This window comes from Mesorhizobium sp. M0751 (assembly GCF_040320265.1).
In the GTDB taxonomy this organism is placed as follows: domain Bacteria; phylum Pseudomonadota; class Alphaproteobacteria; order Rhizobiales; family Rhizobiaceae; genus Mesorhizobium.
Genome location: NZ_JAMYPH010000006.1, coordinates 161,895 through 187,907, shown reverse-complemented (window position 1 = coordinate 187,907; position 26,013 = coordinate 161,895). Strand labels below are relative to the sequence as shown.

Annotated in this window: 24 protein-coding genes; 13 read left to right on the top strand and 11 right to left on the bottom strand. The window is 62.7% G+C overall.

Translation table 11 applies throughout. The features are described from left to right. Window positions 1-118 precede the first annotated feature (118 nt). The 6 genes from NKI19_RS12765 (at window position 119) to NKI19_RS12740 (ending at window position 6,360) form a co-directional block, all read left to right on the top strand. A complete protein-coding gene (locus NKI19_RS12765; RefSeq protein WP_352493127.1) occupies window positions 119-853 on the top strand; it encodes a FadR/GntR family transcriptional regulator in 735 nt (244 codons plus the stop codon). Next, window positions 850-2,037, top strand: a complete 1,188-nt coding sequence (locus NKI19_RS12760; protein ID WP_352493128.1) for a PLP-dependent transferase — start codon at window positions 850-852, stop codon at window positions 2,035-2,037. The genes NKI19_RS12765 and NKI19_RS12760 overlap by 4 nt, the downstream gene beginning before the upstream one ends. A gap of 30 nt (window positions 2,038-2,067) precedes the next feature. Beyond that, entirely contained in the window at window positions 2,068-3,345 is a 1,278-nt protein-coding gene (locus NKI19_RS12755; protein WP_352493129.1) for an ABC transporter substrate-binding protein, read from the top strand. A gap of 171 nt (window positions 3,346-3,516) precedes the next feature. Then, on the top strand, window positions 3,517-4,440 hold the full coding sequence (locus NKI19_RS12750; RefSeq protein ID WP_352493130.1) for a carbohydrate ABC transporter permease: 924 nt from the start codon (window positions 3,517-3,519) through the stop codon (window positions 4,438-4,440). Then, window positions 4,440-5,288 (top strand): carbohydrate ABC transporter permease, encoded by an 849-nt coding sequence (locus tag NKI19_RS12745; protein WP_292657796.1) that lies wholly within the window; start codon window positions 4,440-4,442, stop codon window positions 5,286-5,288. Before NKI19_RS12750 ends, NKI19_RS12745 begins: the two co-directional genes overlap by 1 nt. 4 nt (window positions 5,289-5,292) lie before the next feature. Continuing rightward, window positions 5,293-6,360, top strand: a complete 1,068-nt coding sequence (locus NKI19_RS12740; RefSeq protein WP_352493131.1) for an ABC transporter ATP-binding protein — start codon at window positions 5,293-5,295, stop codon at window positions 6,358-6,360. Between the two features lie 68 nt (window positions 6,361-6,428). Here the strand turns inward: NKI19_RS12740 and rpmG are convergent, their stop codons facing one another. Then, window positions 6,429-6,596 carry a 50S ribosomal protein L33 gene (gene rpmG, locus NKI19_RS12735; protein WP_006201775.1) on the bottom strand — a complete coding sequence of 56 codons (168 nt, stop codon included), beginning with the start codon at window positions 6,594-6,596 and terminating at the stop codon, window positions 6,429-6,431. Window positions 6,597-6,861: 265 nt separating this feature from the next. On the opposite strand from rpmG, the gene NKI19_RS12730 reads away from it, so the two are divergent. Next, a complete protein-coding gene (locus tag NKI19_RS12730) occupies window positions 6,862-7,233 on the top strand; it encodes an endonuclease domain-containing protein (protein ID WP_352493132.1) in 372 nt (123 codons plus the stop codon). Between the two features lie 209 nt (window positions 7,234-7,442). Here the strand turns inward: NKI19_RS12730 and NKI19_RS12725 are convergent, their stop codons facing one another. From NKI19_RS12725 to topA, 6 genes are all read right to left on the bottom strand, one after another. Further along, complete coding sequence (locus NKI19_RS12725) at window positions 7,443-7,898, bottom strand: YqfO family protein (RefSeq protein ID WP_352493133.1); 456 nt, start codon at window positions 7,896-7,898, stop codon at window positions 7,443-7,445. 110 nt (window positions 7,899-8,008) lie between these two features. Next, complete coding sequence (locus tag NKI19_RS12720) at window positions 8,009-9,184, bottom strand: MFS transporter (protein WP_352493134.1); 1,176 nt, start codon at window positions 9,182-9,184, stop codon at window positions 8,009-8,011. 16 nt (window positions 9,185-9,200) lie between these two features. Beyond that, entirely contained in the window at window positions 9,201-9,935 is a 735-nt protein-coding gene (locus NKI19_RS12715; protein WP_352493135.1) for an NUDIX hydrolase, read from the bottom strand. A 73-nt stretch (window positions 9,936-10,008) separates the two neighbouring features. Continuing rightward, on the bottom strand, window positions 10,009-10,461 hold the full coding sequence (locus NKI19_RS12710; protein ID WP_352493136.1) for a DUF983 domain-containing protein: 453 nt from the start codon (window positions 10,459-10,461) through the stop codon (window positions 10,009-10,011). Next, the gene (rnr, locus tag NKI19_RS12705) at window positions 10,461-12,767 is read right to left on the bottom strand and encodes a ribonuclease R (RefSeq protein ID WP_502899274.1); all 2,307 of its coding nucleotides are present in this window, start codon (window positions 12,765-12,767) and stop codon (window positions 10,461-10,463) included. Before rnr ends, NKI19_RS12710 begins: the two co-directional genes overlap by 1 nt. A gap of 6 nt (window positions 12,768-12,773) precedes the next feature. After that, entirely contained in the window at window positions 12,774-15,389 is a 2,616-nt protein-coding gene (gene topA / locus NKI19_RS12700; RefSeq protein WP_352493137.1) for a type I DNA topoisomerase, read from the bottom strand. 76 nt (window positions 15,390-15,465) lie between these two features. Here topA and NKI19_RS12695 point away from each other — a divergent pair, with 76 nt between their 5' ends. After that, a complete protein-coding gene (locus tag NKI19_RS12695; protein ID WP_352493138.1) occupies window positions 15,466-15,693 on the top strand; it encodes a hypothetical protein in 228 nt (75 codons plus the stop codon). Between the two features lie 143 nt (window positions 15,694-15,836). Here the strand turns inward: NKI19_RS12695 and NKI19_RS12690 are convergent, their stop codons facing one another. Then, on the bottom strand, window positions 15,837-16,214 hold the full coding sequence (locus NKI19_RS12690) for a COG4315 family predicted lipoprotein (protein WP_352493139.1): 378 nt from the start codon (window positions 16,212-16,214) through the stop codon (window positions 15,837-15,839). A 209-nt stretch (window positions 16,215-16,423) separates the two neighbouring features. Here NKI19_RS12690 and NKI19_RS12685 point away from each other — a divergent pair, with 209 nt between their 5' ends. Further along, entirely contained in the window at window positions 16,424-17,170 is a 747-nt protein-coding gene (locus tag NKI19_RS12685) for a cytochrome c biogenesis CcdA family protein (RefSeq protein WP_352493140.1), read from the top strand. 65 nt (window positions 17,171-17,235) lie between these two features. On the opposite strand, the gene NKI19_RS12680 is transcribed toward NKI19_RS12685, so the two are convergent. Next, entirely contained in the window at window positions 17,236-18,129 is an 894-nt protein-coding gene (locus tag NKI19_RS12680) for an SDR family oxidoreductase (RefSeq protein WP_352493141.1), read from the bottom strand. A 129-nt stretch (window positions 18,130-18,258) separates the two neighbouring features. Between NKI19_RS12680 and NKI19_RS12675 the strand changes: the two genes are divergently transcribed. Beyond that, window positions 18,259-19,206 (top strand): AraC family transcriptional regulator, encoded by a 948-nt coding sequence (locus NKI19_RS12675; RefSeq protein WP_352493142.1) that lies wholly within the window; start codon window positions 18,259-18,261, stop codon window positions 19,204-19,206. A 130-nt stretch (window positions 19,207-19,336) separates the two neighbouring features. Further along, complete coding sequence (glmU, locus tag NKI19_RS12670) at window positions 19,337-20,698, top strand: bifunctional UDP-N-acetylglucosamine diphosphorylase/glucosamine-1-phosphate N-acetyltransferase GlmU (RefSeq protein ID WP_352493143.1); 1,362 nt, start codon at window positions 19,337-19,339, stop codon at window positions 20,696-20,698. A 1-nt stretch (window position 20,699) separates the two neighbouring features. On the opposite strand, the gene NKI19_RS12665 is transcribed toward glmU, so the two are convergent. Then, window positions 20,700-21,041 carry an ADP-ribosylation/crystallin J1 gene (locus tag NKI19_RS12665; RefSeq protein ID WP_352493144.1) on the bottom strand — a complete coding sequence of 114 codons (342 nt, stop codon included), beginning with the start codon at window positions 21,039-21,041 and terminating at the stop codon, window positions 20,700-20,702. 227 nt (window positions 21,042-21,268) lie between these two features. Here NKI19_RS12665 and glmS point away from each other — a divergent pair, with 227 nt between their 5' ends. After that, complete coding sequence (gene glmS, locus NKI19_RS12660; RefSeq protein WP_352565329.1) at window positions 21,269-23,092, top strand: glutamine--fructose-6-phosphate transaminase (isomerizing); 1,824 nt, start codon at window positions 21,269-21,271, stop codon at window positions 23,090-23,092. Between the two features lie 80 nt (window positions 23,093-23,172). After that, window positions 23,173-23,925: a DUF502 domain-containing protein gene (locus NKI19_RS12655; RefSeq protein ID WP_352491637.1), complete on the top strand. Its 753-nt coding sequence runs from the start codon at window positions 23,173-23,175 to the stop codon at window positions 23,923-23,925. Here the strand turns inward: NKI19_RS12655 and recG are convergent. Continuing rightward, a complete protein-coding gene (gene recG, locus NKI19_RS12650) occupies window positions 23,877-25,985 on the bottom strand; it encodes an ATP-dependent DNA helicase RecG (protein WP_352491636.1) in 2,109 nt (702 codons plus the stop codon). The genes NKI19_RS12655 and recG overlap by 49 nt on opposite strands. Window positions 25,986-26,013 lie beyond the last annotated feature (28 nt).

The window sequence follows — 26,013 nt, the reverse complement described above, 5'->3', positions numbered from 1 at the left end:
GCGACAGCGTCCTTTGAAATAGCCGGCTGGGCAGAGCGTATGCGGCCTGCAGTCGGTTGACAGGGCCTGTCTTCTAGCAGAAATTGGTTGGACCATTGAGCCATTTGGTGACCTTGGCATGACCGAACTCGGCCTTTCCCCCATACAGGCAACTGCTCGCGACGACGCGGTGCTTAAGGCCCTGGCCGGCTTTGTAATGCGGGAAGCTCTCGGGCCCGGCCAGAAACTGCCGACCGAACGTATCCTTGCCGAGCGCCTCAAGGTGAGCCGCAACACCGTGCGCGAGGCGCTGACGCGCTGGGAAGGGCTCGGCCTGGTCGAACGGCGGCAAGGCAGCGGCACCTATCTCAAGGGAGTCGTCTCGCTGGACATGCTGCACATGCCGCTGACGCTGGCCGGCGGCAATGATTTCACCAGCTTGATGCAGACGCTGGAAATCCGCCGGGCACTGGAAGCGGAGGCCGCCGCCCTGTGCGCCGTTCGCGCGGACCAGGCCGAGATCGCCGAGATCGCACGCAAGCTCGACATTATGGAGCAGGCCTTTCACACGCGCGCCGGCATGTCGGCGGAGGAGGACTGGGAATTCCACCAGTCGATCTACCGCAGTTCCGGCAATCCGCTGTTCGAGCAGATCATCGCCGCAATGCACGAACTGTTCCATCGTTTCTGGGAACATCCGCTCGGCGTGCGCGACTTCGGCCACGCCAGCTTCCCTTACCACCGCAGCATCTACGAACGCATCGCCGCGCACGATCCGGAGGGGGCCCGGGCCGAGGCGCTCAAGCTGATCGCCACCGTCGAGGACGATCTGAAGCGCGGCGCGGCCAAACTCAAACTTTCAGGCCAGAAATGAGCGACCATTCCGCCGATTTCGAAAACGATTATCTCGCCGAGGCGGCGACGCTTCTCGCCCATGACGGGCCTTTTCCCGGCGGTGCGGTGGTGCCGCCGATCTACCAGACCTCACTTTTCACCTTCGCCAACTATGCCGAGATGGCCGACACATTCGCCGGCAGGCGACGCCAGCCGATCTATTCGCGCGGCGACAACCCGACGGTGATGGAGTTCGAGGCGCGTGTCGCCGCTCTCGAAGGGGCAGAGGCCGCGCGTGGCTTTTCCAGCGGCATGGCGGCGATCAGCGCCACGGTGCTTGCTTTCGTCGGCGCCGGCGAGCGCATGGTTGTCGTGCGCAATTGCTACGGCGATGCCTACCGGCTGTTCGAGCGGCTTTTGCCACGGCTCAACATCAAGGTCGACTATGTCGATGGGTCCGATCCGGACGCGGTCGCCGGGGCACTTCCCGGCGCCAAGCTGCTCTACCTGGAAAGCCCGACGTCGATGATGTTCGAGCTCCAGGACATAACCCATCTGGCGCGGCTGGCCAAAGAGCAGGGCATCATCACCTCGATCGACAACTCCTGGGCGACGCCGGTGTTCCAGAAACCGATTTCGCACGGTGTCGACCTGGTGCTGCATTCGGCCTCGAAATATCTCGGCGGCCACAGCGATACCGTCGCCGGTGTGGTGGCCGGTTCGGCGGCCCATATCCGACACATCAACGAGCAGACCTATTCCTATCTCGGCGGCAAACTTTCGCCTTTCGAGGCCTGGCTGTTGCTGCGTGGCCTGCGCACATTGCCGCTGCGGTTGCCGCATCACATGAAGAGCGGGCTGACCATCGCCGAACGGCTGAAGGCGCATGACCATGTCGAGCGGGTCAACCACCCGGCCTATTCCAACCATCCAGGCAAGGCGACGCTTGCCGGCTATGCCGGGCTGTTCTCGTTCGAAGTGACGAAAGACGTCGACATCCCGGCTTTCGTCGATGCGCTCAAACTCTTTCGCATCGGTGTCAGCTGGGGCGGCCATGAGAGCCTGGTCGTTCCGGCAAAGGCCTCGCTCGAGCAGACGCCGGGCCTGAATTCGATGGCGCGCTTCGGCGTCAGCCCGCGAACCATCCGCTTCAGTGTCGGATTGGAGAGTGTCGAAGACCTGTGGGCGGATGTCGCCCAGGCCTTCGACAGAGCAAAAAGATAAAAGGAGCCGTTCAAAATGGGAGTGCTGAACATGAAGAAACTGAGCATCCTTCTTGGTGCCGTCGCGGGTCTGGCGATTTCCGCCGGCAGCGTGCTGGCCGATTCCACGATCAAGATGGTCGAGGTCATCACCAGTCCACCACGTACCGAATTCCTCAAGAAGCAGATCGCCGAATTCGAGGCGGCCAATCCGGGTGTCAAGGTCGAGCTGGTATCGCTGCCCTGGGGTCAGGCGTTCGAGAAGTTCCTCACCATGGTGCAGGCCGGCGACACGCCCGACATCGTCGAGATGCCGGAACGTTGGATGGGTCTCTATGCGACCAACGGCCAGCTCGAGGATCTCGGGCCATACATGGCCAAATGGGACGATGCCAAAACCCTTGGCGAGCGTGCCAAGCAGTTCGGCTCGACGGTCGATAACAAGCAGTACATGATCCCTTACGGCTATTACCTGAACGCGCTGTTCTGGAACAAGAAGCTGTTCAAGGAGGCCGGCTTGGACGGTCCGCCGGCGACGCTCGATGAATTCGTCGAGGACTCCAAGAAGATCTCGGCGATACCGGGCAAATATGGCTATTGCCTGCGCGGCGGCCCGGGCGCCTTCAACGGCATGCATATGTTCATGAACATCGCCGCCGGCAAGGGCGGCTATTTCAACGAGGACGGCACCTCGACGATCAACGAGGAAGGCTCGGTCAAGGGCCTGCAGATGCTCGCCGACATGTACAAGAACGGCCTGGCGCCGAAAGATGCGGTGAGCTGGGGCTTTAACGAGACCGTCACCGGCTTCTACAGCGGCACCTGCGCCATGCTGAACCAGGATCCTGACGCGCTCCTCGGCATCGCCGATAAGATGAGCGCCGACGACTTCGCCGTGGCGCCGATGCCGGTCGGGCCGAGCGGCAGATCCTATCCGACGCTCGGTTATGCCGGCTGGGCGATGTTCGCCAATTCCCAGCACAAGGACGATGCCTGGAAGCTGATGGCGACGCTGTTGTCGCCCAAGGACAATCTGGAGTGGGCAAAGGAAGTCGGCGTCATTCCGATTCACAACGGCGCCGACCAGGACGCCCACTTCAGGACCGAGCAGTTCAAAGGCTGGTTCGAGGAACTGAACAACGGCGACAAATACGAGATGGTGACGCCGCCGACGCATCTGGAAAATCTCGGCAATTTCGTCGACCAGGTGGCGATCAAGAATTTTCAGGAAGTGCTGCTTGGCCAGAAAGCGGCCAAGGACGTGGCTGACGAATGGGCCAAGTTCCTGACCAAGGAACAGCAGGACTGGATGGCCAAGAACAAGAAATAACTTCCCCCCCTCTCCCCGTTCACGCGGAGAAGGTGTCGCGAAGTGACGGATGAGGGGCGGCGCAACCCGACTTGGCTCGCGCTGCTTCTCATCTGCTTGCCGGCATCTCCCCGTAAACGGGGAAGGCGCTGTCGCCAGCCCATGCTTGCTCCAGGAGACAATCCAGCACCAATGACCTACGCCGTGTCCGAAATACGATCCGCCGGCAGACCGCGAAAGAAGCGGCTATCCCATGCCGCGATCGAGCCCTGGCTCTATCTCAGCCCGGCGATCGTGCTGCTGGTCGTCGTGCTGCTGGTGCCGCTGATCATCGGCATCGGCTACTCCTTCCGCAAATTCTCCGCTTTCAAATCCGAATATGTCGGGCTTGGGCAGTATCAGGCGATGCTGTCGGATCCGGTGCTGGGGCAGGCGCTCGTCAACACGCTGTGGTGGACGGCGGCCAGCCTGTTCTTCCAATTCTTCCTTGGACTTGGCCTGGCGCTGCTGCTCGACACGCCGTTCCGGGGCAGAAAGATCGTGCAGGCGATGGTGTTCCTGCCCTGGGCGGTGCCGTCCTTCCTCTCCGGCCTGACCTGGGCCTGGCTGTTCAACCCGATCATCGGGCCGCTGCCGCACTGGCTCTACGCAGTGGGGCTGAAAGCCGAGCCAACCAACGTGCTCTCCGATCCCTCGACAGCCATGTGGGGACCGATCGTCGCCAATGTCTGGTTCGGCATTCCCTTTTTTGCCATTACGCTTTTGGCGGCGCTGAAGTCGATCCCGTCGGAATTGCATGAGGCGGCGGCCATCGACGGCGCCTCGCCGTGGCAACGCTTTACCAAGGTGACGCTGCCCTTCCTGGCGCCGACCATCGTCATTACCGTCATGCTGCGCACGATATGGATCGCCACCTTCGCCGACCTGATCTTCGTCATGACCGAAGGCGGGCCCGCCGGTTCGACGGCCACAGTGCCGGTCTACATCTATGTCAGCGCGTTCAAGTCGCTGGACAAGGGCTATGCCTCGGCGGTGGCGGTACTGCTGCTTGTGCTGCTCATCGTCTATGCGATTGCGCTGATCGGCATCCGCCGTTCGCTGGTAAGGCACGTCTGATGATTGCCGGACGCTCCGTCTCCTCGCGCATTCTCGGCGGTATCGGCCTTTACGGCGCCATCGGCGCCTACATGGCCTTCGCGCTGTTCCCGATCTTCTGGACGCTGAAGATCTCGGTCACGCCGGAGCGGCTGCTCTATTCCGAAGGCATCACTTTCTGGCCGTCGCAAACGACGCTGCAGAACTTCATCACCGTGCTCGAAGCCACCGATTTTCCGCGCTACTTCCTGAACAGCGTTATCGTTTCGGTATCGACGGCAGCCTTCGTAACGGTCATTGCCACGCTTGCCGGCTACGCCATGTCGCGTTTTTCCTTCCGCGGCAAGGCGACCTTGGCCATCCTGCTTTTGCTCACCCAGACTTTTCCGCTGGTGATGGTCATTCCGCCGATCTACCGCATCATGGGACAGATCGGCCTCATCAACAGCCTGACCGGCCTCGTCGTCATCTACACCGCCTTCAATACGGCCTTCGCGACCTTCCTGATGCAATCCTTCTTCGACGGCATCCCGCGAGACCTGGAAGAAGCGGCCATGATCGACGGCTGCACGCGCCTGCAGGCGATGCGCAAGGTGATCGTGCCGCTGACGCTGCCCGGCATGGGGGCGACGCTCGGTTTCGTCTTTACCGCCGCCTGGAGCGAGTTGCTGTTTGCGCTGATGTTGATTTCCAGCGACGACCAGAAGACTTTCGCGGTCGGCTTGCTCACCTATATCGGCAAATTCGCGGTCGACTGGGGACAGATGATGGCGGCTTCCATCCTGGCGCTGATCCCGGTCTGCGTCTTCTTTGCCTTCCTGCAACGCTACCTCGTCACCGGCCTTACCGCCGGTGCCGTCAAGGGATAGATCGATGGCCTCCGTCACACTCGACAAAGTTCGCAAAGACTATGGAGCCGTGCGCGTCCTGCACGCGGTCGATCTCGAAATCGCCGACGGCGAGTTCGTCGTCCTGGTCGGCCCGTCCGGCTGTGGGAAATCGACCCTGCTGCGCATGATCGCCGGGCTGGAGGAGGTCTCCGACGGTGAAATCCATATTGGTGAGCGCCTGGTCAACGACATTGCGCCAAAGGACCGCGACATTGCCATGGTGTTCCAGTCCTACGCGCTCTATCCGCACATGGACGTGTCGAAGAACATGGGTTTCAGCCTGATGCTGAGAAAGGCCGGCAAGCCGGCGATCGATGCAAGGGTGGACAGTGCCGCCAAGCGGCTCGGGCTCGATGCGCTTCTGCAGCGCCTGCCGCGGCAATTGTCTGGCGGCCAGCGTCAGCGCGTCGCCATGGGACGGGCCATCGTGCGCGACCCGAAGGTCTTTCTCTTCGACGAGCCGCTTTCGAACCTCGACGCCAAGCTGCGCGTCCACATGCGCGCCGAGATCAAGGCACTGCATCAGCAACTGAAGACCACTTCGGTCTACGTCACCCACGACCAGACCGAAGCGATGACAATGGCCGACCGCATCGTCGTCATGCATGACGGCCTCGTCCAGCAGGTCGGTGCGCCGCTCGATCTGTATGACCGGCCGGTCAACACGTTCGTTGCCGGTTTCATCGGCTCGCCCGGCATGAATTTTCTGCCTGCCGTGGTTGAAAAGGGCGCCAAGCCGGATGCCATCCTGGCCGACGGCCAGAAGCTGAGGCTGCCGGACGGCCTGCCGCTCAGGGATGGTGATGCGATCACCGTCGGCTTGCGACCCGAGCATATCCGGCTCGCCGACAATGGCGCGCTGAAGGGCGAGGTGGGTGTCGTGGAGCCGCTCGGCCTGTCGACCCAGTTCTATGCCAGGCTTGCCGGCCAGCAGGTCTGCGTGTTTGCCATGGGCCGGGTAAGCGTGAAGCCGGGTGAGGCCGTGCGCCTGTCGGTTGATCCGGCATCGCTGCATCTGTTCGATCCGGCTAGCAGCGGTCGCATCGGCTAGTCCTGTATTCCCGAAACGAAAAACGCCGCCCGGAGGGCGGCGATTCGGTACTGCGAGAGAAAACCCGATTACTTGATCTTGGTTTCCTTGAATTCGACGTGCTTCTTCGCGACCGGATCGTATTTGCGGAACGACAGCTTGTCCGTCTTGGTGCGGCTGTTCTTGCTGGTCACGTAGAAGAAACCGGTGTCGGCGGTCGACAGAAGCTTGATCTTGATGTTTGCGGCTTTGGCCATGATGTTCGTCCGTTAATGTTCGTGGAGTTTTGGCCGCTGAAGCACGGGGAAACACCCGGACGCGGGAAACTTGCCGCGACACATAAAGAACGCGCCCGGAAAGTCAAGCCCAGCTACCGACAGCCTGTGTAGGCGCCGTCGGCGAAGCCGCTAATCTCCCCCCTTGTTGGGGGAGATGCCCGGCAGGGCAGAGGGGGGCGACGTAGAGTGCCTACCTCTATAGTCTTCCAGCTTGGGAGTTTCTCAACATTCCGGAGAAGTGACGATGCCGCACACGCCATTGCCTCCGCGACACCGCGCAAACGCCAAGTCGATGCGAAAAGTCATGACCGGTGCGGAACTGAAGCTTTGGAACGAGATTCGCGCGCATCGGCTGATGGGGCTTGGGTTCCGCAGACAATTTCCGATCGCCGGCTACATCGTCGACTTCGCTTGCCCGGAAAGGAAACTGGTAGTCGAAGTGGATGGCTCGCAGCATGCCGACGTGAATGCGGCCACAGGTGACGAAGTAAGGACGAAACGTCTGCAACAGGATGGCTGGATTATCCTGCGCTTCTGGAACGACGATGTCATTCGCGATATTAGCAATGTCTGCCAGCACATCGTCATCGAGGCTGGTCTGGCTGGCGCATCGTAAATCCTTACCGACCTGCGCCACGCGTAGGCCGGACATCACGGCAAGGCTGGCGGGACAGTGCCCCCCTCTGTCCTGCCGGACATCTCCCCCACTTGGGGGGAGATTGGCCGTCGCCTCGGATTTCGCCAATCACCAGCGTCGCGACGGAGCGTTCTCGATGAGGCTGCCGATTTCCCTGGAAACGGGGAGAAAGGAGCTGACCGCAACACTCATGCGTCCGCTGTGGCCAGCTCAACCTTCTTCCAATCTCCCGTCGTGTTCCACCAGCGGTTCGGATTGGCGCAGTCGTCGAGACCCTTGGAGCGGCTGGCAAGCAGCGGCTGAATGCGGATCACCGGCTCCTGATAGCTGTGAAGCTGGTAAATCGCTTCGACGACGCGAGCGGCGAGTTTCTGGTCATCGGGCAGTTCGAAAGACACCTCGACAGTCCCAGGCCGCCTGCGCAATTCCGTCTCGGCGCCGGCGGCGGCACCTTCAAGCGGCCGGTAACGTTCGATGCCGTCCGCCGACTGAAAGGCATTGCTGTCATATTTGCCCATTCTGAGCGGTGCAATCGCGACCACCGCCTCCATGATGCGGTCGACATCGGCTGCCGGTGCCTGAAAGGTCACCAGCAGCAGCAATTCCATCCGCAGCGATTTCGTTTCAAAGCCACTGTCGATCATCCGAGGTCTCCCTGCTTATGCACTTTGAGGGAGCATATACTCGAGCCCTCCTGACATGGTTGTGTCAGGAGTTGGTCAGCAGTGGGAGCGATGTCGGCAGCGGGGCCGACTCAGAGAATTTTACGGAGCAGCCTGGTGCCGACCAGCACGATATAGCAGGCGAAGAACAGGCCGAGCGCCCAACCGAAGCCCGACGGCCCGAAAGCGTCCATGCCGATGCCGATTGCCTGCGGGCCAAGCACCATGCCGACGCCGTAGCAAAGCACGAAGGCGGCGTTGGCGGAGGCCAGTTCGTGGCCGGAAAGCTGCGAGCCGAGATGCGCCAGACCGATTGTGTACATGGCAGCGACCACACCCCCCCAGACGAACAGAAGCGCTGCCATCAAATGCCAGTTCTGCGCGAAGAACGGCATGAAGATTGTGCCGGCAAGTCCGACGGTGGCACAGGCCATCAGCAGATAGCGGCGGTCGCTGACGCGGTCGCTGATCATGCCGATCGGGATCTGCAACAGCACGTTGCCGAGCCCGATCATGGTGAGCAAAAGGGCGGCGTCCGCCTCCGAGTAGCCGATGCGGTTACCGTAGACCGGGAACAGGGCAAAGCCGCCGGTCTCGACCGCGCCGAACACCAACACGGCCGCGGTCGCCGTCGGCACCAGCCAGATATAGCGTAGAAAATTGCTGGTTTCGCCGTCCGAGACGATCGTCGGGCTCTCGTTGCGTGCCGCCAGGACCGGTATGGCAGCCAGCGTTACCAGCGCGATGGTGACGCCGAAGGGCAGAAAACCACTGCTGCCGAGATGGGCGAACAGCCATGGCCCGGCGGCAAAGCCGAGAGACAGCACGGTGGCATAGATGCCGAGGACCAGTCCGCGCCGGTGTGGCGGCGCCGAGGTGCTGATCCAGAATTCCGACAGGATGAACAGTACCGTCAGCGCGATATGCAGCAGCACGCGCAGCGGAAACCACATCCAGAAAGCTGGCGCGAAATGGAAACCGACAAAGGCCAGCGCCCCGGCGGCGATCATGGCAAGCATCGTCCAGGCGACCCCGAAGCGCATGGCGAGCGGGGTGGCGAGCGGCGCGCCGGCGATCGAGGCGAGACCGGCGACCGCGGTGTTGAGCCCGATCATCGACGCGGAATGGCCACGCGTTTCCAGGATCACGCTGAGCAGCGGCATACCAAGTCCGATGGCGATGCCGACGACGCTGATCGACGAGATCGCCGCGACCATCGGCAGCCAGTGTACGCGTTCCTCGACCTCTCGCTGGGTATCCACTGTCATGAAATGCCTGGCTGCTCTAGAGAATTTCGCGGACGAAGCGATTGCGGACAAGCCGGTAGAACGGCACGGGACCGCCGGGGCTCAGCAGCGGATCCCGGGCGAGCCGCTTTTCCAGCTCCTCCAGGACCGTGCGCGTGATATCTGGAATATCGGCTTGCCTGGCCTTGGCCAATGGCAACCAATCGACGTCTTCCAACTCATCGGTCGGACCGCCATCCGGCAGTTGCACCGCGACATCGTCGCGCCATGCCGCGAGAAAGCGCGTATCGAAGCGGCGCACCCGGTTGGGCGGGGTGATGGCGCGTGCGACGAAGCGCAGCGCTTGCAGTGATGGGATGACGCCGTGCTCGACAAAGCCTTGCCAGTCGCTCTTGGCGGTCGCGAAGGCGCCTTTTTGGCCGATCAGCAAGCCGGCCTCCTCATAGGTTTCGCGGATTGCCGACAGGGCAATGGCGCGGGCGCGGGCCGGGCTGGTGCGGCCGATGCCAGCGGTCAATCTCGCTTCTTCCTCTGGATGAAGTGCGGTGGCTGTCGGGATGCGGCTGTCGGCCGGATCGGTGCGGCCGCCCGGAAACACGAATTTTCCCGGCATGAAGGCATGACGGGCGTGGCGCCGGCCCATCAGCACCAGGAACTCGTCGCCCTTGCGGTCGAGCAGGATCAGCGTCGCGGCGTCGCGCGGGCGTATAGGCTTGGCATCGAGCGCGATCCGCTCAACCTTGTCGATTTCCGCCTTGGTCATAACGTCCATGCGCTCGACCTAGCGGAATCTTCGCCGATGCGGAAGTGGCGTCCAGCCATGCCGATTTGCGCCAGCCTCGGTTTCAAGCCTCGGGATGCGACTCGATCAGATCTTCTTCACCGCCAAAGCCGTGCATATAAAACGCCCATTGCAGGCCGATGACAGCGCCCTTGACCGGCTGCAGCAGGACGATGGCGAGAATGATGGTCAATGGCACCCAGATGGCGATGTGCTGCCAGGTAGACAGCGTCGAGGTCGCCTCGACACCCATGAAAGCGCCGAGCACGATGTGGCCGACAATGACCACCACGAGATAGGCCGGCAGGTCGTCGGCACGATGGTGGTGGAGCTCCTCGCCGCAATGATCGCATTTGTCGACGGTCTTGACGAAGGCGCGAAACAGCTTGCCCTCGCCACAGTGCGGGCAGCGGCCGAGCATGCCGCGCTTCATTGCCGCCCATAGCGGCCGGGCGGTCCGGCCCGAGTGATGTTCGCCGCCGAAAACCCGTTCTTCCACCTGCAGTTCTGTTGGCATTACCGTCTCCTGCCGCGCGAGCCTGGACGCGATTGCGACGCCCGGGCGCGGCCTTTGGCCTTGTGGAATGACCGTTTGGAGCCGGGCAGCGGCTTTGGCTCGGTCAGCATCTCGAAACGCATCGCGCCGGCCATCGGCGCCACCTCGATCAGGCGAACCTCAACGCGATCAGCAAGCTGATACCCCTTGCCTGTGCGTTCTCCGAAAAGCGATCGAGCAGTTTCGTCGTATATATAGTAGTCGCCGCCCAGGGTTGAAACCGGAATGAAGCCATCCGCGCCATACTGCGGCAATTGGACAAACAGGCCCGATTTGGTCACGCCCGAGATGCGGGCGTCGAAACGGTCGTCGATGCGCTCGGCGAGATAGGCGGCGATCAGCCGGTCGACCGTGTCGCGCTCGGCGGCCATCGCGCGCCGCTCGGTCGCGGAAATCAGTGCCGAGACCTCTTCCAGCCGCTCCGCCTCGTCCTGCGTCAGGCCCCCCGGACCAAGGCCGAGTGCGGCAATCAGCCCGCGATGCACGATCAGGTCGGCATATCTGCGGATCGGCGAGGTGAAATGCGCATAGCGCTTAAGATTGAGGCCGAAATGGCCGATATTGGCGGGCGAATATTCGGCCTGGCTCTGCGAGCGCAGCACCACTTCGTTGACCAGCCCCTCATTGTCGGCGCCGCGCACGCGAGCGAGGATGCCGTTGAACTGGTTCGGCCGCATCTGCGCGCCGCGCGCCAGCGACAGGCCTAGCGTCTGCAGGAATTCACGCAGCGATTCCTGCTTGGCGAGCGAGGGCGCATCGTGGATGCGGTAGACCAGCGCCTGCCGCTTCGCCTCGAGTGTCTCGGCGGCGGCGACATTGGCCTGGATCATGAACTCTTCGATCAGCTTGTGCGCGTCGAGTCGTTCCGGGACGACGACCTTGTCGACGGTGCCGTCCTGCTTGAGCAGGATCTTGCGCTCCGGCAGATCGAGCTCGAGCGGCTGGCGCGTGTCGCGGCCGCGCTTCAGGATCGCGTAGGCGTCCCATAGCGGCTTCAGCACCGCATCGAGGATCGGGCCAGTCGTGTCGTCCGGTGCACCGTCGATCGCCGCTTGCGCCTGCTGATAGGCGAGTTTCGCCGCAGACTTCATCATGACGCGATGGAACGAGTGTCTGAGTTTGTGGCCATCGGCCGAGAAAGTCATACGCGCCGCTATCGCCGGACGATCCTGGCCCTCGCGCAGTGAACAGAGGTCGTTCGAGATGCGCTCCGGCAGCATCGGCACGACGCGGTCGGGGAAATAGACCGAATTGCCGCGCTTTAGCGCTTCGCGATCGAGCGCCGTGCCGTAACGCACGTATGCAGCGACATCGGCAATGGCGACGGTGACAACCACGCCACCGGCGTTCTTCTCGTCGGTGTCGGGCATGGCGAACACCGCGTCGTCATGATCCTTGGCGTCGGCCGGATCGATGGTGAGCAGTGGCAGCTCGCGCCAATCCTCGCGACTGGCAAGCGTCGCTGGCTTGACCGCCTCCGCCTCGGCGATGACGTCGGCCGGGAAAATATGCGGAATGTCGTGTGCATGGATGGCGATCATCGAGACCGCCTTTTCGCTGGTCAGCGACCCCAACACCGCCAGAACCTTGGCTCGCGGCAGCCCGTAGCGCGAGGCCCGCGCCGGCTCGACCTCGACCAGGTCGCCGTTCTTGGCGCCGTTCTGGAATTCCTTGTCGACGACCAGCTCCGGCTGGCGCCTTTCAACCGGCTCGATGCGGAACGTGCCGTCCTTCAGCACACGGAAAACGCCGAGAACCGCATCGGTGCGCTTCTCGAATACCTTCATCACCCGGCCGGTATAGGCCGGGCCTGCCGGATCGTCGGTCGGAAAGGTCTTGGCCAGCACCCGGTCGCCGATGCCCGGCGTCGGGCCATTGCCGCCGCGCGACACGCGGATCGCTATGACCGGAGGTTCGCCATTGCCGATCGCTTCGGTCGGGTGCGCCAGCAGCACACCGTCGGCGTCACGACCGAAGATGTCGAGCACCGCGACGTGGGGCAGGGCGCCGACACGGGCAAGCCGCTTGCGCTCCTTGGTCAGCAGGCCTTCATCCTGCAGGTCGCGCAAGACGTCCTTCAGCCAGATACGGTCTTCGCCGCGCAGCGCAAACGCCTTGGCGATGTCGCGTTTTCCGGCGCGGTCCGGATTTTCGGCGATGTAACGCAGTATCTCGTCACGCGAAGGCCGGTAATTATCCCTGACCTTGGCGCGGGTATCGGCGGTGCGCAGATCGCCGTGGCTTCTTCCGGAGATTTTGCGCGCCAACCCGTCCTATCCCTTTTTCCTGGCCGCCGGTTTTTTTGCCGCAGCCGGTTTCTTCGCAGGCGCGGCCGCTTTGCGGAACGGCTTTCTGCCGCCATTGCCGCCCTTGGCTTCCTTTTCCGCAATCAGCGCCACCGCATCCTCGACCGTCACCGATTGCGGATCCTTGCCCTTCGGCAGCGTCGCATTGACCTTGCCGAAATTCACATAAGGCCCGTATTTGCCGTCGCGCACGACGATCTTGCCGCCGCCGGCAGGATGCTCGCCAAGCTCCTTCAGAGCAGCGGCTGTGCCGCCATTGCGGCCGCCTTTGCCCTTCAATTGCTTCTCGGCGATCACCGAGACGGCGCGATTGAGGCCGATCGAGAACACGTCCTCGATGCTGTCGAGATTGGCGTAGGTGCCGTCATGCAGCACGAACGGCCCGTAACGCCCCAGCCCGGCCGAAATCATCTTGCCGGATTCCGGATGCTTGCCGACGTCGCGCGGCAGCGACAACAGGGCGAGCGCCTTTTCATGATCGATCGAATCGACAGTCCAGCCCTTGGGCAGGCTGGAGCGCTTGGCATCCTTGCCGTCGCCGCGCTGGATATAGGGGCCGAACCGGCCGTTGCGCAGCGTGATCTCCTCGGCGGTATAGGGGTCCTTGCCGAGCACTTTGGTGCCGTCTTCGCCATTGCCGTTCTCGCCATTGGAATTGGCGGCGTCGCCGAGCTGGCGGGTGAAGGAGCATTCGGGATAGTTCGAGCAGCCGACGAAGGCGCCGAACTTGCCGAGCTTCAGCGACAGGTTGCCGGTGCCGCATTTCGGACAGATGCGCGGGTTCGAACCGTCTTCGCGCGCGGGAAACACCAGCGGCGCCAGTTCCTCGTTCAACGCATCGAGAACGTCGGTGACGCGCAACTCCTTGATGTCGGCGACGGCGCCGGAAAAATCCTTCCAGAAATCGCGCAGCACGTCCTTCCAGGCGAGCTTGCCGTCGGAGATTTCGTCGAGTTTCTCCTCGAGCGAAGCGGTGAAGTCGTACTCGACATAACGCTCGAAGAAGCTTTCGAGGAAGGCTGACAATAGCCGGCCCTTGGCCTGCGGCACCAGCTTGCGCTTGTCGATGGTGACGTAATCGCGATCCTCGAGCGTCTTCAGGATCGCCGTATAGGTCGACGGCCGGCCGATGCCCAGCTCTTCCAGCTTCTTGATCAGCGAAGCTTCCGAATAACGCGGCGGCGGCTCGGTGGTGTGCTGGGTAGCGTTGATCGCCTCGCGTGTGAGCTGCTCGCCGGCACGGATCTCGGGCAGGCGGCGGCTTTCCTCGTCTTCCGAATCTTCTTCCTTCTGCTCGATGTAAGCGGCAAGGAAGCCGTCGAAGCGAACAACCGAGCCGACAGCGCGAAGCTCGGCGGTGCGCGGGCCGTTGATGGCCTCGATCTCGACCGTGGTGCGCTCGATCTCGGCCGGCTGCATCTGGCTGGCGATGGCGCGTTTCCAGATCATCTCGTAAAGCCGCGCCTGGTCGGCGTCGAGATACTGCCTGACGGAAGCCGGCGTGCGCATGAAATCGGTCGGACGGATCGCTTCGTGCGCCTCCTGGGCATTCTTGGCCTTGGCGGAATAGACGCGCGGCTTTTCAGGCAGGTACTTGGCACCGAATTCCTTGGCGATCGCATCGCGTGCGGCAGAGATCGCCTCCGGTGCCATCTGCACGCCATCGGTTCGCATATAGGTGATCAGGCCGGTGGTCTCACCGCCGATCTCCATGCCCTCATAGAGCCGCTGCGCCACCTGCATGGTGCGGTTGGCCGAAAAGCCGAGACCCGATGAGGCTGCCTGCTGCAGCGTCGAGGTGGTGAAGGGCGGCCCGGGATTGCGCTTGGTCGGCTTGGCTTCGACCGACGCCGCCTTGAAGCTGGCGCCTTCGAGCATCGCCTTGATGTCGTCGGCCTGCGCCTTGTTGGAAATGTCGAGCTTTTGCAGCTTCTTGCGCTCGAAGGCGGTCAGCCGCGCCTCGAAATTTTCCTTGCGCGGCGTACCGAGAATGGCAGCGACCTGCCAGTATTCCTCGCGGATGAAGCGCTCGATCTCGGATTCGCGGTCGCAGACCAGACGCAGCGCCACCGACTGGACGCGGCCGGCGGAGCGGGCGCCGGGCAGCTTGCGCCACAGCACGGGCGACAGCGTGAAGCCGACCAGATAGTCGAGCGCGCGGCGGGCGAGATAGGCATCGACCAGCGGCGCATCGATCTGGCGCGGATTGGCCATCGCCTCCAGCACGGACGCCTTGGTAATGGCGTTGAAGACGACGCGGCTGACCGGCTTGTCCTTCAACGCGCGCTTTTGCTTCAACACTTCCAGGACATGCCAGGAGATCGCTTCGCCCTCGCGGTCCGGATCGGTGGCGAGGATCAGCCCGTCGGCGTCCTTGACCGCCTTGGCGATATCGGCGAGACGCTTTCCAGACGCGGTGTCGACGGCCCAGGACATGGCAAAGTCTTCATCCGGACGCACCGAGCCATCCTTGGCCGGCAGATCGCGGACATGGCCGAACGAGGCCAGAACCTTGTAGTTCTTGCCGAGGTATTTGTTGATTGTCTTCGCCTTGGCCGGCGATTCGACGACGACGACGTCCATACGGTCTCATATCAGTTGTGATGCGGCAGAAGAATTCCGCTGCGCGCGACGAAATCTCGTTCAATGTGTCGCTCACATGGCCGCGCTTTTGCATCCGGTCAAGGCCAAGCAGTCAAAATGCGGCCCTGTACCGAATGCGCTACCCAACGGCGCGCCATGCGATTTCCGCAATCCTGGACAAGGGAAATGGGCAGCCTATCGCTGGACAAACCCGGCAATTGATCCTGGAGAACGGGACAAACTCTCCCGCGGATATAAGAGAAACATCGAGCACGCGCCAGCCCTGCTTGAACAGATGCTGTGAAGCGCGTGATCGGTAGCCCGGCATTTTGCTCGGACAGTCGCAAGGAATTACCGTGCTGAAAAGCTGGCCGCCGGGGCGGTTGGGTCGAGTTCCCAGCGACCAGCCGTGTTACCGCCTGTTACAGCGGATCAGAAGCTCAAGGCTTAGTCGGCCTTGGCGATATGCCAAACGCCGCCGACACCCTCGCCGGTGACGTCGCCGGCCTTCTTGTCCTTGATGAACGTGTAGAGCGGCTTGCCTTCGTAGGCCCACATCCTGGTGCCGTCGGTGCGGTCGACGATCGTCCATTCGCCCTCGGCCTTGGCGTTGGCGTCAGCCTTCAGCGGCGGCCAATTGGCGGCGCATTTGTCGTAGCAGTTCGACTTGCCGGCCTCGTCCTTGTCGTAGGTGTAGAGCGTCATGCCGCCGGCGTCGGTGTAGATCTTGGTGCCGCCGACCTCCGCTTCCTTCCACGCCTCGGCGGCGAAGGACGCCGTGGTGCCGAGCAAAAGCGCGACCATGCCAATTGGGATCGTTTTCATGGACTTCTCCCTGGATCATTCGAAAAGCGCGCGGAACAACGCAGCTTCGTTTGATCAACGCTGCCTGGCCGCCCTTTCTTCCCGAGTTGTTTTCCATCGATCCAGGCGAGGGCGACGACTTGCTATCCAACGTGATGGGGCCACGCGATGGTGATTGGCGGACGGCCGTTGTCGTAGCTATATGGCTGCGCAGTCATCGGGAGACGGAAATGGCATTGGACGTCGGCTATGTCAGCGCGATCGGGGCGGGAGCGATTTCGTTCCTGTCACCCTGCGTGCTGCCGCTGGTGCCGCCTTACCTGTGCTATATGGCCGGCGTGTCGGTCGACGATTTCCGCGGCGAGGCCGGCATTACGGCAAAGGCCGGTGCACGCGGCGCGCTGGTTAATTCCTCCATCGCCTTCGTGCTCGGCTTTTCGACCGTCTTCGTCGCGCTCGGCGCCGGCGCCTCGACCATCGGCCATCTGCTGCGGGTCTGGCAGGAGCCGCTGGCAATGGCGGCTGGCGTGCTGATCATCCTGATGGGGCTGAATTTCCTCGGCGTACTGCGCATCCCGCTGCTTTCACGCGAGGCGCGCTTCCAGTCACAAGGCAAGCCGGCCAGCCTGATCGCCGCTTATGTCATGGGCTTGGCCTTCGCCTTTGGCTGGACGCCCTGTATCGGCCCGGTGCTGGGGCCGATCCTGACGCTTGCCGGCGGCCGCGAGACGGTGGGCGAGGGCGCGCTGCTGCTTGCCGCCTATTCGCTCGGCCTCGGTATTCCCTTCCTCGTTGCGGCGCTGTTTTCAGGCGCCTTCATGCGCTTTCTCGGGAAATTCCGCGTCCATCTCGGCCGCGTCGAAAAAGCCATCGGTGCGCTGTTGGTGGTCGCCGGCGTGTTTTTCCTGACCGGCGGCGTGCAGACCGTGTCATACTGGCTGCTCGAGAATTTTCCGGTGCTGGGGCAATTGGGATAGGTTGCCGCCCGGCCGAAGCGCGAGGCCGTAGCTGCGGCGCGAGGCACAGTAGCTACGTGGTCCGTTCAACCTTCGAAATAGTCCGGCTGGTCGATATCGGCGATGAGCCCGGGTCCGCTCGGCGCCCACCCCAGCAACGCGCGAGTCCGTTCGCTCGAGGTCGGGACATCCATCGCCGCGAACATCGCGAACCAGCCAAAATGATCGGCGGCTTCTTCCCCGGACTTGGCGATGACCGGCACGTTCAGGCGACGGCCGATCACGCCGGCGATGTCCTTGAACGGCACGCCTTCTTCGGCGATCGCGTGATATCGCCCGCCACCGGCTCCATGCTCGAGCGCAAGCCGGTAGACGCGGGCGGCATCGAACCGATGCACGGCAGGCCAGCGATTGAGCCCTCCGCCGACATAGGCCGACACCCCCTTCATCCGAGCAAGGTCGATGAGAATAGGAACAAAGGCGTGATCGCCCTGGCCATGGACCGACGGAGGAAGGCGAACAACCGACGCGCGCACCCCGCGTGCCGCCAGCGCGGCGGCTGTCGCTTCGGAGGCGCGGGGATACGAGGCGGAAGCGGGAACAGGCGCATCTTCTTCGGTCGCGATACGGCCCCGGGCCTGGAGCGCGGTTCCGGAGGTGACGAGCAGGGGCCGCTCGGAGCCTTTGAGTGCTCCGCCCATCGCCTCGATGGCGCGCCGGTCCATTTCGCAGTTTTGCGCGAATTTCGAGAAGTCATGGTTGAAGCCGGTATGGATTACCGCGTCGGCGGCTGCCGCGCCCCTGCGCAGGCTTTCGAGGTCTTCGAGGTCACCTCGATGCACCTCGGCTCCGGTGGCTGCAAGCGACTTGGCCGACGCCTGAGAGCGGGCGAGGCCGAGCACACGATGGCCGGCGCCGATGAGTTCTTGAACGACGGCAGAACCGACGAATCCGGTCGCGCCGGTAACGAAAACACGCATCACGACTTCTCCCTGTTCATTTCTGACCGCGACCATGCTCGCGGCCCAGTTGTGTCGTGATAGGCGCTTGAGAAAATACGATCTATGCGGTAAAGTCCGTATTATCTTCGCAATCGTCCGGAATGACCCGTGGATCCCCTTTCAGATGTGCTCTCGCTGCTGAAGCCGCGAAACTATATGTCGGCCGGTTTCGATGCTGGTGGTGAATGGTCGATCCAGTTCCCCGACCAGCAGCAAAGCATCAAGACCGGAGCGGTGGTCTCCGGCCGGTGCTGGCTATCTGTGGAGGGCGTTGCCGACGCAGTGCGCCTTGAGACGGGAGACTGCTTCCTGCTGCCGAGTGGACGGCCTTTCCGCCTTTCAAGCGACATGAGCTTGACGCCTGTTGAAGCCGTCAAGATTTTTCCGCCTGCGCGAGCCGGCGGTGTCGTGACCCACAATGGCGGTGGTGATTTCTTTCTGGTCAGCAGCCGCTTCGCGCTTGGCGGCAATCATGCCGGCATCCTGTTGCGGATGCTGCCAGCCATTGTGCATATCCGCAAAGAGTCGGACCAGTCGGCGCTGCGCTGGTCGGTGGAGCGAATGATGCAGGAGCTGCGCGAGCCGCAGCCGGGCGGCTTTCTGGTGATTCAGCACCTCGCCCACATGATGCTGGTTCAGGCGCTGCGGCTGCATCTTTCCGAAGGATTGAAAGGCGGCATCGGCTGGCTCTTTGCCCTCGCGGACAAACAGATCGGCGCGGCGATCAGCGCCATGCATGACAATCCAGCGCATGGCTGGACGTTACAGGAACTGGCGGAACGGGCCGGCATGTCGCGATCGACCTTTGCGCTCAGATTCAAGGAGACGGTCGGCGCGTCGCCGATGGACTATTTGACGCGCTGGCGAATGCTGCTGGCCGGCGACCGGCTGACGAATTCCAGCGATCCCGTCGCCGTCATCGCGCTGTCGCTCGGCTACGAATCCGAAAGCGCCTTCAGCACGGCCTTCAAGCGGGTCATGAACTGTTCGCCACGGCAATACGGCCGTGGCCGAGCCCCCAGCTTCGCATCACGCAACGAGGCGGAAGCCGCCTGAGCCGATCTGCTTGAGCGTGTCGCGGGTTGGAGGTTCCACCGTCTCACCGGAATTTAACCGCATTGGTGCAGCATGGCGCCGGTGCTACTAACGCTTCGATTCCAGACCCCTTTCAACGGTTGCTGTCCCCATGAGCCAGAGATCCTGCCTGTCCATCATCCTCGCCGCTGGCGAAGGCACGCGCATGAAGAGTGCGGTGCCGAAAGTGCTGCACACAATCGCCGGCCTGCCGATGGTTGCCCATGTCGTCAAGGCGGCCGAAGCCGCCGGCAGCGGCGATCTGGCGCTGGTGATCGGCCATGGCGCCGATGAGATGCGCAAGGCCGCACTCAAGTTTGCGCCCAAGGCCGAGGCTTTCGTCCAGGAGAAACGTCTCGGCACCGCGCACGCCGTGCTTGCCGCACGCGTAGCAATATCAAAGGGTTACGACGACATCCTGGTGATGTTTGGCGACACGCCGTTGATCGATTCGGAAGCGCTCGCGGCGACGCGGCTGAAGCTGGCCGAAGGTGCGGCCGTCGTCGTGGTCGGCTTCCGTACAGAGAATCCTTCGGGCTACGGCCGGCTTATCGAAAAGGCCGGCAAGCTCGTGGCCATCCGCGAGGAGAAGGACTGCTCGGACGAGGAGAAGAAAATCACCTTCTGCAATGGCGGGCTGATGGCGGTCGCTGGCAGGCACGCCCTGAAGCTGCTCGATCAAGTAGACAGCAAGAACGCCAAGGGCGAGTATTATCTCACCGACATCGTCGAGATCGCCGCTGCGCAGGGACTTGATGTCGTAGCCACCGAAGCCAGTTTCGAGAACGCGCTCGGCATCAACAACCGTGCCGAGCTTGCCCAGGCGGAAGGTATCTGGCAGACGCGCCGGCGGCGCGAGGCGATGCTTTCTGGCGTTACGCTGATTGCGCCCGAAACCGTATTCTTCTCGCACGATACCGAGATCGGCGCCGACACGATCATCGAACCCAATGTCTGGTTCGGGCCGGGCGTAATAATCGCCACGGGCGCCAAGATCCATGCCTTCAGCCATATCGAAGGCGCCACCATCGCATCGAATTGCGATGTCGGGCCGTTCGCGCGGCTGCGACCAGGGGCCGATCTGAGAAACAAGGCCAAGGTCGGCAATTTCTGCGAGGTAAAGCAGGCGATCGTCGAGGAGGGCGCCAAGGTCAACCATCTGACCTATATCGGCGATGCCCGCATCGGCGCCGGTGCCAATATCGGCGCCGGCACCATCACCTGCAACTATGACGGCTATTCGAAATTCTTCACCGACATCGGCGAGGGCGCCTTCATCGGCTCGAACTCCTCGCTGGTGGCGCCGGTGTCGATCGGCAAGGGCGGCTACATCGCCTCGGGCAGCGTCATCACCGAAAGCGTACCCGACGATGCGTTGGCCTTCGGCCGTGCCCGCCAGCGGACTCTACCCGGCAAGGGCAAGGAGTTGCGCGAGCGTTTTTCTTCGGCCGCGGCGGCCCGCAAAAAAGGGTAGACTAGCGGAACTCGGCGACAAGCTGGATTTCGCCAACGATTGCATCGTTGAAGGCCGACAGGTCTTCGGCCGGGATCCAGTATTCCAGATGCGCCCGGCTGCCGGCATGCTGGACACTGTAAGGGTCCAGAAAGCTGCGACGCACCTCGAAACCTGATCCGCTCGCGGGCACATTCCAGTCTCGGGCGATCTGGGTGGCATAGGCCTCGCTGGTGACCGGATAGAAGATCGGCTGATCGGCAAGTCGAGGCGGAAAGGCGCGCATCCCTATCTTCTGGATCAACTCCAGTTCGCGGGGCCCAACCGGGCGCCAAAGCGTCACCGTGTCAATTCGTTCGTTCATAGCCGCATCATGTCTTTGACTGATTTCTTGAGCCGTTGAGCCGAGGTAGGATACATAAGCGGAGAAACTGAGCAATTGCAGTAACCGGATTGCAAGTGCGCCCTGTCATGGTGCATCTGTGCAGGATAGTCCGGCTGATACCGGACGAAATGGAATGTGATTTTTCGCGACAGCCCGGCAGTCTCTAAATAGCGCCGGGTTTGAGGTCGGAATCGGGGGCAAGCGCCATGTGCGGTATCGTTGGAATTATCGGTAACTCGCCGGTCGCGCCGCTTATCGTCGATGCGCTAAAAAGGCTCGAATATCGCGGCTATGACTCGGCCGGCGTCGCCACGATCAAGCACGGCAGGCTTGACCGCCGCCGCGCCGAGGGCAAGCTGGTCAATCTCGAGCGCCGGCTGAAGGACGAACCACTCGACGGCATGATCGGCATCGGCCACACGCGCTGGGCCACGCATGGCGTTCCGAACGAGAGCAATGCGCATCCGCATTTTTCTGACGGCGTCGCCATCGTCCATAACGGCATCATCGAGAATTTCGCCGAATTGCGCGACGAGCTGATGCGCGACGGCTACAGCTTCACGTCGCAGACCGATACCGAAGTCGTCGCTCATCTGGTGGCGCGCGAACTGGCCAAGGGGCTGAAGCCGGTTGAGGCGGCGCACAAGGCGCTGAAGCGGCTGGAAGGCGCCTTTGCGCTCGCCATCATGTTCAAGGGCGACGAGGATCTGATCGTCGGCGCCCGCAACGGCCCACCGCTCGCGGTCGGTCATGGCGATGGCCAGATGTTCCTTGGCTCCGACGCCATTGCGCTTGCCCCTTTCACCAATTCGATCACCTATCTGGAAGACGGCGACTGGGCGGTGGTGCGCCGCAACGAGGTCGATATCTTCGACATGGGCGGCAACAAGGTCGACCGCAAACGCCAACAGTCGCTCAGCACGAGCTTCATGGTCGACAAAGGCAACCGCCGCCATTTCATGGAAAAGGAAATCCATGAGCAGCCGGAAGTGATCTCGCACACGCTGGCGCATTATGTTGATTTCGTCGGCGGCGTCTCGAAGCCGCTCGACCTGCCATTCGATTTCGCCAAGATCGACCGGCTGGCGATCTCGGCCTGCGGCACCGCTTATCTCGCCGGGCTGATCAGCAAATACTGGTTCGAGCGCTATGCGCGGCTGCCGGTCGACATCGATGTCGCTTCGGAGTTCCGCTACCGCGAGATGCCGCTGTCGAAGAACGATGCTGCTTTCTTCATCTCGCAATCGGGTGAGACCGCCGACACGCTGGCGTCGCTGCGCTACTGCCGCAAGGCTGGCATGAAGATCGGCGCGGTCGTCAATGTGCGCGAATCGACCATGGCGCGCGAATCCGACGTCATCCTGCCGACATTGGCCGGCCCGGAGATCGGCGTCGCCTCGACCAAGGCGTTCACCTGCCAGCTTTCCGTGCTAGCCTCACTGGCGGTGCGGGCCGGGGTGGCGCGCGGAACGATTTCGCATGAGCAGGAGAAAACGCTGATACGCGAGCTGTCGGAAGCGCCGCGTTATGCGAACCAGGTGCTAAAGCTCGACGGTCAGATCGAAAAGATCGCGCGCGACCTCTCGCACTACAAAAACGTGCTTTATCTCGGCCGTGACACCAATTTTCCGCTGGCCATGGAAGGCGCGCTGAAGCTCAAGGAAATTTCCTATATCCACGCCGAAGGCTATGCCGCCGGCGAGTTGAAGCACGGCCCGATCGCGCTGATCGACGAGAACATGCCTGTCATCGTCATCGCCCCGCATGACCGCATCTTCGAAAAGACCGTGTCGAACATGCAGGAGGTGGCGGCACGCGGCGGCAAGATCATCCTGATCACCGACAGCAAGGGCGCCGCACACGCTACGGTGAAGACGATGGAGACGATCGTTTTGCCGGACGTGCCGGAAATCATCTCGCCGATCATCTACGCGCTGCCGATCCAGATGCTCGCTTACTTCACCGCCGTGTTCATGGGCACGGATGTCGACCAGCCTCGCAACCTGGCGAAATCGGTAACGGTGGAATAGGTCTCGTTTAAAAACTTCGCCATTCCAAAGCGCCTTCGGGTTCAGTAGTGTCGCGCTGCAAACACACGCTGCGGTGAACCATGTCGGATGCTCTCAAGACCTCAGGCATGACCCGGCTGAGAAACTATTTCCTGACCGGCTTCGTCGTTTGCGCGCCGCTCGCGATCACCGCCTACATTGCCTGGTCGCTGATCGGCTGGGTCGATTCCTGGGTGAAACCCTACATTCCAGTGCGCTACAATCCCGACACCTACTTGCCGTTTCCAGTGCCGGGTTTTGGGCTGATCGTTGCCCTGATCCTCATCACCTTCATCGGCTTTATGACCGCCAATATCGTTGGCCGCGCCATCGTCAATTTCGGCGAGCGCCTGCTTGGCCGCATGCCGCTGGTGCGCGGCATCTACCGTTCGCTGAAGCAGATTTTCGAGACCGTGCTGTCGAACAAGGGCGACATGTTCCGCCAGGTCGGGTTGGTCGAATATCCGCGCAAGGGGGTCTGGTCGCTGGTTTTCGTCGCCAGCGAGAAGGAAACCGAGATCAACCAGAAGCTCGACCGGGAAGGCGATCCGCTGATTGCCGTGTTCATGCCCTGTACGCCCAACCCGACGACGGGCTTTCTGATGTATGTGCCGAAATCCGACATTGTGCTGCTCGACATGACAATCGAGGACGGAGCCAAGCTGATCGTGTCGGCCGGCCTGGTGGCGCCGGCCGTCAAAATGGTGACGGTGAACGGCGAGCAGATCCACGGCGCGCTTGCCAATCCTCCGCTTGGCACGATGCCTCAGCCGGCACGGAGCAGCCGAACGGCCTCGTCACGGCCGAACAGATAGAGCAACAGGCGCAGCGCCGTGCCGCGTTCGGACTGCAGTTCCGGATCGCGCGACAGGATCAGCCGCGCATCGTCGCGAGCGGCCTCGAGCAGGTCGGCATGCGCCTCGATGCGCGCCACCTGGAAGCCCGGCGTGCCGGACTGGCGGGTGCCGAGCAACTCGCCTTCGCCGCGCAGCTTCAGATCCTCTTCGGCGATACGGAAGCCGTCCTCGGTCTCGCGCATCACCGACAGACGGCGTTTTGCCGTCTCGCCGAGCGGATCCTTGTAGAGCAGCACGCAGGATGAAGGCTTGTCGCCGCGCCCGACCCGGCCGCGCAATTGATGCAGTTGGGCGAGGCCAAAACGTTCGGCATGCTCGATGACCATGATCGTCGCATCCGGCACATCGACGCCGACCTCGATGACGGTGGTGGCGATCAGGATACGGGTGTCGCCCTGCTTGAAGGCGCGCATCGCCGCGTCTTTGTCGGCGCCTTTCATGCGGCCGTGCACCAGGCCGATGCGGTCGCCGAACAGCGGCTTCAGCGAGGCAAAACGGTCCTCGGCCGACATCAGGTTGATCTCCTCGGATTCCTCGACCAGCGGACAGATCCAGTAGATTTTCTGGCCATCGGCGACGGCGTCGAGCATGCGGCCGATCAGTTCGTCGAGCCGTTCAAGCGGCAAGGTGACGGTGCGGATCGGCTGGCGGCCGGCCGGCTTTTCCGTCAGCTTCGACACATCCATGTCGCCGAATGCAGTTAGCACCAGCGTCCGCGGTATCGGCGTTGCCGTCATCACCAGCATGTCGGGCGCATCGCCCTTGGCCGTGATCGCAAGGCGCTGGTGGACGCCGAAACGGTGCTGCTCGTCGACGACGGCGAGCACGAGGTCATGGAACGTCACCGTTTCCTGGAACAGCGCATGGGTGCCGACGATGATGTCGATGTCACCATTGGCCAGCCCGGTCAGCGTGTCGGCGCGCTCGCGGCCCTTTTCGCGGCCGGTGAGGATGGCGACGCGCAAGCCGGACCGTTCCGCCAACGGCGCAATCGTTGCGAGATGCTGGCGCGCCAGGATTTCGGTCGGTGCCATCAATGCCGCCTGGCCGCCGGCCTCGACGGCACGCGCCATGGCAAGCAGCGCGACCACCGTCTTGCCGGAGCCGACATCGCCCTGCAAAAGGCGCAGCATGCGTTCGGGGTCACCGAGATCGGCGTTGATTTCGGCAAGCGCCATTTCCTGCGACATGGTCAGCGAATAGGGGAGTGCCACGCGCAGTTGTTCGACTATGCGGCCGTCGCCGACGAGTGGCCGGCCCGATAATCGGCGGACCTTGGCCCGCACCAGCGCCAGCGATACCTGGCCGGCCAAGAACTCGTCATAGGCAAGGCGCCGCCACGCTGCGCCGTCGACAGAGACGTCGATCGGGTCGGTAGGATTGTGGATGCGGTTGAGCGCATCGCCGAAAGCAGGAAAGGCATGGCGGCGCCGGAACTCACCGTCCTGCCATTCGGGCAGCGCCGGCAGGCGGGCCAGCGCCTGGCCGATGGCCCGGCGCAGCACCTTGCCCGAGAGCCCGGCGGTCAGCGGATAGACAGGCTCGACCAGCGGCAGGTTTTCCGCGTCGCCGGCAAGTGCGATATGGTCGGGGTGAACCATGGTCGGGCGGCCGTTGAACCATTCCATGCGGCCTGAGACGACGACATGCTCGCCGACGGGCATTGCTTTTTCGAGATAGGCAGCATGGGCATGGAAGAAGGTGAGCGCGATCTCGCCGGTGTCGTCATGGGCGTAGACTCGGTACGGGACCGACCTGTTGCCGCGTGGCGGCGGCTGGTGGCGGTCGATGCGTACGTCGAGCGTAACGATGGCGCCCTCGGCCGAACCGGCGATGCCCGGCCGGTTGCGGCGGTCGATGACAGTATGCGGCAGCACGAACAAGAGGTCCCCGGCGCGCGCGTCCCGGTCGCCGAGGTCGGCTGCTACGACTTTTTCGATCAGGGCGCCAACTTTTGGCCCGACGCCGACAAGCGAGGTGATCGGGACAAACAGCGGATCGAGGAGGGAGGGACGCATGATGTCAGCTTATGTTGCGGCGACTGTA

Bases quoted from the DNA above. Each gene is read 5' to 3' on its own strand.
- NKI19_RS12655 (WP_352491637.1), top strand. From the start codon at position 23,173: ATGTCGGATGCTCTCAAGACCTCAGGCATGACCCGGCTGAGAAACTAT.
- NKI19_RS12755 (WP_352493129.1), top strand. From the start codon at position 2,068: ATGAAGAAACTGAGCATCCTTCTTGGTGCCGTCGCGGGTCTGGCGATT.
- NKI19_RS12765 (WP_352493127.1), top strand. From the start codon at position 119: ATGACCGAACTCGGCCTTTCCCCCATACAGGCAACTGCTCGCGACGAC.
- NKI19_RS12720 (WP_352493134.1), bottom strand. From the start codon at position 9,184: ATGACAGTGGATACCCAGCGAGAGGTCGAGGAACGCGTACACTGGCTG.
- NKI19_RS12745 (WP_292657796.1), top strand. From the start codon at position 4,440: ATGATTGCCGGACGCTCCGTCTCCTCGCGCATTCTCGGCGGTATCGGC.
- glmS (WP_352565329.1), top strand. From the start codon at position 21,269: ATGTGCGGTATCGTTGGAATTATCGGTAACTCGCCGGTCGCGCCGCTT.
- NKI19_RS12725 (WP_352493133.1), bottom strand. From the start codon at position 7,898: ATGATCGACAGTGGCTTTGAAACGAAATCGCTGCGGATGGAATTGCTG.
- NKI19_RS12730 (WP_352493132.1), top strand. From the start codon at position 6,862: ATGCCGCACACGCCATTGCCTCCGCGACACCGCGCAAACGCCAAGTCG.
- NKI19_RS12665 (WP_352493144.1), bottom strand. From the start codon at position 21,041: ATGAACGAACGAATTGACACGGTGACGCTTTGGCGCCCGGTTGGGCCC.
- NKI19_RS12760 (WP_352493128.1), top strand. From the start codon at position 850: ATGAGCGACCATTCCGCCGATTTCGAAAACGATTATCTCGCCGAGGCG.
- NKI19_RS12690 (WP_352493139.1), bottom strand. From the start codon at position 16,214: ATGAAAACGATCCCAATTGGCATGGTCGCGCTTTTGCTCGGCACCACG.
- recG (WP_352491636.1), bottom strand. From the start codon at position 25,985: ATGCGTCCCTCCCTCCTCGATCCGCTGTTTGTCCCGATCACCTCGCTT.
- NKI19_RS12740 (WP_352493131.1), top strand. From the start codon at position 5,293: ATGGCCTCCGTCACACTCGACAAAGTTCGCAAAGACTATGGAGCCGTG.
- topA (WP_352493137.1), bottom strand. From the start codon at position 15,389: ATGGACGTCGTCGTCGTCGAATCGCCGGCCAAGGCGAAGACAATCAAC.
- NKI19_RS12680 (WP_352493141.1), bottom strand. From the start codon at position 18,129: ATGCGTGTTTTCGTTACCGGCGCGACCGGATTCGTCGGTTCTGCCGTC.
- NKI19_RS12695 (WP_352493138.1), top strand. From the start codon at position 15,466: ATGGCCGCGCTTTTGCATCCGGTCAAGGCCAAGCAGTCAAAATGCGGC.
- NKI19_RS12750 (WP_352493130.1), top strand. From the start codon at position 3,517: ATGACCTACGCCGTGTCCGAAATACGATCCGCCGGCAGACCGCGAAAG.
- NKI19_RS12685 (WP_352493140.1), top strand. From the start codon at position 16,424: ATGGCATTGGACGTCGGCTATGTCAGCGCGATCGGGGCGGGAGCGATT.
- glmU (WP_352493143.1), top strand. From the start codon at position 19,337: ATGAGCCAGAGATCCTGCCTGTCCATCATCCTCGCCGCTGGCGAAGGC.
- NKI19_RS12715 (WP_352493135.1), bottom strand. From the start codon at position 9,935: ATGGACGTTATGACCAAGGCGGAAATCGACAAGGTTGAGCGGATCGCG.
- NKI19_RS12710 (WP_352493136.1), bottom strand. From the start codon at position 10,461: ATGCCAACAGAACTGCAGGTGGAAGAACGGGTTTTCGGCGGCGAACAT.
- rpmG (WP_006201775.1), bottom strand. From the start codon at position 6,596: ATGGCCAAAGCCGCAAACATCAAGATCAAGCTTCTGTCGACCGCCGAC.